The sequence below is a fragment of the Klebsiella sp. MS 92-3 genome (genome assembly GCF_000195655.1).
Taxonomy (GTDB): domain Bacteria; phylum Pseudomonadota; class Gammaproteobacteria; order Enterobacterales; family Enterobacteriaceae; genus Klebsiella; species Klebsiella pneumoniae.
In genome coordinates, this window is record NZ_GL882709.1 from 1 (window position 1) to 2,400 (window position 2,400).

Here is a 2,400-nt window from a genome sequence, read left to right on the forward strand (position 1 = left end):
AACCGTCAGCCCCTTGATGCTGGCGGTCACGCTGGGCGTGGTGCTGTGCGTGGTGGGCTCGCGCAAATTTGGCCGCCAGCGGGTTGGCGAAGAGAACGGGGGCAACAATTGACCTGACGCGTCGCCTAATATCGCGGGATGCGGCGCGAGGCGAATGGATAAGCTGCGTAGCAAAGCCAACGTAAATGTGTGACGGGTATATACTTCAGGGAACACATCGACCGGGAGAGACTATGCCTTTAGCCGATTTTCACCGCTCCGATCCTTTTACCCTCGGTATCGAACTGGAGCTGCAGGTGGTGAACCCGCCGGGTTACGATCTCAGCCAGGATGCCTCGACGCTGATTGCCGACGTCCAGCATGAGCTGACCGTGGGAGAAGCCAAACACGACATCACCGAGAGCATGCTGGAGATCGCCACCGGGGTGTGCCGCGACATCAGCCATGCGCAAATCCAGCTCAGCGCCATCCAGCAGGCGGTCCAGCGCGCGGCGCTGCGCCATCATCTGCAGATCTGCGGCGGCGGTTCCCACCCCTTTCATGCCTGGCAGCGCCAGCAAATCAGCGATAACCCGCGCTATGTCAAAACCGTCGAGCATTTTGGCTATCTGGCACAGCAGGCGACGGTCTTTGGCCAGCATGTGCACGTCGGCTGCCAGAGCGGTGACGACGCCATCTATCTGCTGCATGGCCTGTCGCGCTTTGTACCGCACTTCATCGCCCTTAACGCCGCCTCACCGTGGTTTGACAGTACCGACAGCCGCTTCGCCTGTTCGCGCCTGAACCGCTTCTCCTCCTATCCCGACAACGGTCCGATGCCGTGGGTGGCCGACTGGCAGGGGTTTCGTCGCCTGTTCCGCCAGCTGAGCTACACCAGCATGATCGACAGCATGAAGGATCTGCACTGGGATATTCGCCCCAGCCCGCAGTTTGGTACCGTCGAGGTGCGGGTGATGGACACCCCCTTGACCCTTGCCCAGGCGATCCACATCGCCGGCTTTATTCAGACCCTGGCCTGCTGGCTGTTGACGGAGCGCCCTTTTAAGCACCAGCCTGATGATTATCTGCTGTACCCCTTTAACCGCTATCAGGCCTGCCGCTACGGGCTGGACGGGACCCTCACCGACGTGCGCAGCGGGGAGCAGCGCAGCATCCGCCAGGAGATCCTGCAGCTCGCCGACCGGCTGGCCCCTTTCGCCCATCAGCTGAAGGCGACGGCAGCGCTGGAGGCGGTGGTTCGCCAGGCGAAATCGCCGCACAGCGAGGCGCAGCAGATGCGCGACTTTATCGCCAACGGCGGTTCGCTTTCCGGGCTGGTGCAAAAACACTGTGAGATTTGGGCGGCATAAGGCAGCGAGGCGGGTATACTCGGCGCAGACTATAGAAAGGACTGCCCATGTTATTACGTTGCCTGCTCCCTCTGGCGCTGCTGCCCCTGGCCGCCGTCGCCAGCGCCGCCTGTACCCTCACCGACCCGACGCTGACCCTGCAGAGCTATCGGGTGGATGCGCAGAAAGAGCGCATTGCGATGTACTGGCAGGATCGGCACGGCAAAGCCTGGGGTTCCCTGCGTTCGCTGCTGGCGGGTATCGATGGCGACGGCCGGGTGCAGATGGCGATGAACGGCGGCATTTACGATAAGGCCTACGCGCCGCTGGGGCTGTATATCGAAGACGGCAAACGGCTGACGCCGGTCAACCGCTCCGCCGGCGGCGGGAACTTCTTTATCCGCCCCGGCGGCGTATTCCTGGTGGAAAACGGCCGGGCGAAAATCGTGCCGCTGCCGGCGTACAAACCCTCTCCCGCCATCCGCTATGCGGTGCAGTCCGGCCCGATGCTGATTGAAAATGGCGTCATCAACTGGCGACTGAAGCCCTCCGCCAGTTCGCGCAAGCTGCGCAACGGGGTTGGTATCGATAAGCAGGGCCGGGTGGTGTTTATGCTCAGCGATCGCGAGACCAACTTTTACGATTTTGCCTGCTATGCGCAGTCAAAGCTTGGCGTGCGGCAGATGCTTTATCTCGACGGCACCCTGTCGAAGATGTACCGCAAAGGCGGCAGCGTGCCGTGGCAGTATCATCCGTTCGTGACCATGATAACGGTGGAGAGAAAATAGCGGGCGCGTTTGGGGACGGCCATTCCAGCCAGGAGAGTGAATAAATTAACGACAGGCCGGGCAAGGTATTGCCGCCGTGCCCGATGTCCTTGCCCGGTGGCGCTGCGCTTACCGGGTCTACAGAGTCTGTTCGCTATGGTATGGCCCCTGAAATCTACGGGCGTGCAGCAGGGCCGATTCCCGCTGAAATCGGCGAACCGGAGGTCGGCAGATAAGGCGGGGCTCACGCCCCAAAACAAACCGAAACAAAACAACCCCCCACCCCCCCCCCCCCCCCCCCCCCC

2 protein-coding genes and 1 pseudogene are annotated in these 2,400 nt (G+C 62.0%); all 3 read left to right on the top strand.

Annotated elements, in window-relative coordinates:
* Positions 1-112 (top strand): annotated as a pseudogene (locus HMPREF9538_RS31285) (EamA/RhaT family transporter); the annotation flags it as partial.
* 121 nt (positions 113-233) lie between these two features.
* Positions 234-1,349 (top strand): YbdK family carboxylate-amine ligase, encoded by a 1,116-nt coding sequence (locus HMPREF9538_RS0126700; RefSeq protein WP_004176954.1) that lies wholly within the window; start codon positions 234-236, stop codon positions 1,347-1,349.
* A 47-nt stretch (positions 1,350-1,396) separates the two neighbouring features.
* Positions 1,397-2,116, top strand: a complete 720-nt coding sequence (locus HMPREF9538_RS26315; protein WP_004176956.1) for a phosphodiester glycosidase family protein — start codon at positions 1,397-1,399, stop codon at positions 2,114-2,116.
* Positions 2,117-2,400: the final 284 nt, after the last annotated feature.